Genomic DNA, 2417 nt, shown 5'->3' on the forward strand with positions numbered 1-2417 from the left:
ATAAGAGTGATGATAATAACAATCCACTGAATGCTATAAGCGATAATCCAAAACTGATTCATGATTTAATCTCTCCTTTAACTTTTTAGCGATAGTAAAAAATTCAATAATATACAGGTGAAACACCAGTCCCAAAAAGGGAATAGAATATACAGCTATATTCTTAAAATTAAAGCCAATCCCTTCGTTTATATAGAAAGGTACAGTCAGGCTTATTAATGCCAGATTCCTAAAGACCATATACCAATTTATCTGGTGATTACCAATAAGCCCTCCACACCCACACGTAATATTAGTTTGATTAGATAGCAATTGTTTTAATAGTCCAATGGTATATATAATAAGCACGACTCCTACTAAACCCCCACCTAATAAAGGGTAATTACCACCCATCAATAATAAAGGGATTGCTAATTCAATTATCAATAAGATAGATAAAACGAACTTCCTTAAAGTCCTTATATAATGTAGGGTCCAATCAGTAAGGAGGTAATCCAGACACTGATTCCAATAAAATAAAACACTCTGCCTTCAAATTCCCAATCCCTTCTTTTGCTATATCTCTCTACTGCTAGTGAAACGAACAGTATCGCTATCGGCAAGAATATATTTACTCCTGCGAAAGTTAAGTAATCAGGTGCTTCTGAATAAAAACTGACATTTAATGTTTTTTGAACAAAGAGAAACGTTGTTAATGAAAAGGCTACTTTCGCAACTATTTCTGCCCTTTTTGTGTTCTCCACCTCAAAGAATTTGCTTATAAAAACGACAATCATAGGTGGAATGATGAGTAAAATGGCAAACAGATTCATAATAAATGCACTTGTTAATGAGGTTACAGAGTCCTCAAGTGCTCGTAATAGATCATTTTTCGTCAAGTTCTTGCTCTCACTTATAACATCTGGAGAAGTACTTGCTGCCATAACCGTATATTGATCACCGTCATGACTAAGCCATGTTGAGTGAGTCTTACTAAGTGTAAGAGGTTCAATCACGGGGTCATAATGAGTACTTAGTCTATTCGCTATCCATCTTTCATCTTGAATGGAAGCTATGTATAAATTAGTGTTGGTAACAGAATGTTTTAATTCTCCTTTTCCACTAAATAGTAATCGAAGTTGATCATCAACTTGATAGAATTGGAATTCACTTACCGTGTCAATTTGGGTAAGTGATTTAGTGAATACTTGTAACTTAGTATCCATCAATTCTGATTTTTCCTTATTTAATGGTATTGATAGGTAGTGATTGGTTCTCGCCTTCCCACCACCCTTTATGGATGTGGTTTGATAGATGAGGTGAAGGTTGTTATTGAATTCACTGAATTCAATTTCTGCGACAGGTAAAGTAAAGGAATCTTTAATATAAACAGAACTGGACTTATATTGACCTTCTTCCCACCTATGATAAATGAATTCAACACCAGCAATTTCTCCATACTCATGCATGGAAATATAGGATGGTGACTGACGGTCAATAGATAGTGTCATTAGGTCATCTCCAGCCCCTAACTTGCTGGATGAAAAATCACTCGTATTTAGTGAAAATACTTCATTGTCTTTTTGATATAAGATCGTGTTTTCATTTACGAATAAATCTTCTACATTTTCATCTAGAATCTGATTTTCTTCATCTTTTAGTAGATACAATTTATTTTTCAATAAATAAATGACTGTGCGATCATCTGGTGAAACCCAGTAAGGATAATAAGGGTCTGACGGTACTTCTATGTTTGCTTGTTCTTTGACATCCAGAGTGGTAGGTTCAATCGTAAGCTTTTTTATTGTATTTTCATTTCCTGCTACATACACGTTTACCCCATTATCATCCACTCTCGAAAAGGTTGACTTATTTATTGCCATTTCGTTAGGATCAACACTCCGACTCCACCCTACTAGATTCAAGTCCCTCTCTTCATAAATATTAGTTATAACTAATGGGATCATTAACAGAAGTGTTAGTATAACAAATGTAAGAATAATCTGTTTATTGTCATGAATGAATCTCAAATGGAAAAACACCTCTCTACTTTTTGAATCTTCTTATTAACCATATTATAAAACAATTCTAATTATGGAATTTTGCTTATATTCCGTTATTTTCTTGATTTTCCCTACTAATATCTAATAAATACTTAGACTAGTAGATAAAAATATAAAGTTACTTATAATTTTAATCCTTTACTTTACTATTAAAATTAATAACGAGTATTTATAGGGATTGATCTTTTTTCATTTGCGCATTTGCGCACTTCACCTGTGTTTTTTTCCTTTCATGGGGCTAATAAAATTAAAACAAGGTGTGAGAGAAACATGTTGAAAGAAGATATTTTTAAAGCAGCTAAACAAAATTATATAAGAGGGTGTTCAAAAAGTCCGGCAAAAATAGCTTCAAATTTCTTCGTCAGCTCGTCTCTC

General features: G+C 33.2%; 2 protein-coding genes. Both read right to left on the reverse strand.

Annotated elements, in window-relative coordinates; genetic code table 11:
• Nucleotides 1-33 precede the first annotated feature (33 nt).
• A complete protein-coding gene (locus tag ACOI1C_RS22405; RefSeq protein WP_422512851.1) occupies nt 34-498 on the reverse strand; it encodes a MauE/DoxX family redox-associated membrane protein in 465 nt (154 codons plus the stop codon).
• A complete protein-coding gene (locus ACOI1C_RS22410; protein WP_422512850.1) occupies nt 459-2009 on the reverse strand; it encodes a hypothetical protein in 1551 nt (516 codons plus the stop codon). The genes ACOI1C_RS22405 and ACOI1C_RS22410 overlap by 40 nt, the downstream gene beginning before the upstream one ends.
• Nucleotides 2010-2417: the final 408 nt, after the last annotated feature.

The sequence above is a fragment of the Bacillus sp. DJP31 genome, assembly GCF_049310945.1.
In the GTDB taxonomy this organism is placed as follows: Bacteria; Bacillota; Bacilli; order Bacillales; family SA4; genus Bacillus_BS.